This window comes from Streptomyces sp. x-19, from assembly GCF_046549115.1.
Lineage (GTDB): Bacteria > Actinomycetota > Actinomycetes > Streptomycetales > Streptomycetaceae > Streptomyces > Streptomyces albulus_C.
This window is the reverse complement of the sequence record NZ_JAJPWK010000118.1, coordinates 1-567: the sequence shown is the minus strand read 5'-3', so window position 1 is coordinate 567 and position 567 is coordinate 1. Positions and strand designations below refer to the sequence as shown.

The following is a 567-nucleotide window of genomic DNA, read 5'->3' as shown; positions in this document are numbered from 1 at the left end:
CTGTCCGCGCTGCGCGCCCGGCACATCGGCTTCGTCTTCCAGTCCTTCCACCTCGTGGCGGGGGTCAGCGCACAGGACAACGTCGCCGAGGGCCTGCTCTACTCCGGCCTGCCCCGGGCCGAGCGCCGCCAGCGTGCCGCCACCGCCCTGGAACGTGTCGGGCTCGGGGACCGGATGCACCACCGCCCGCACGAACTGTCCGGCGGACAGCGACAGCGGGTGGCCATCGCCCGGGCGGTGGTGGGCGAGCCGGACCTGCTGCTGGCGGACGAGCCCACCGGCGCCCTGGACTCCGCCTCCGGTGAGGCCGTCCTGCGGTTGCTGCACGATCTCAACGACGACGGCGCCACCATCGCGGTGATCACCCATGACAGCGAGATCGCCGGTGCCCTGCCGCGCCAGGTACGCATCCGCGACGGCCAGGTCGTCGAGGACATACGCACGAGCTCGCCGGAACCGTTGGGAGGCGGGGAACAATGCCACGCGACCGACTGACCCCGGCCCGCCTCGGCCCCCGTGAGGTGGTGCACGTCGGCTCGGCGGGTCTGCGTTCACGGCCGATGCGGG

At 73.2% G+C, this 567-nt stretch carries 1 protein-coding gene; it reads left to right on the top strand.

Annotation, left to right across the window (positions count from 1 at the left end):
- The coding region (locus tag ACLJT4_RS42530; RefSeq protein WP_411130534.1) for an ABC transporter ATP-binding protein at positions 1-495 on the top strand (495 nt) is incomplete at its 5' end.
- Between the last annotated feature and the right edge of the window lie 72 nt (positions 496-567).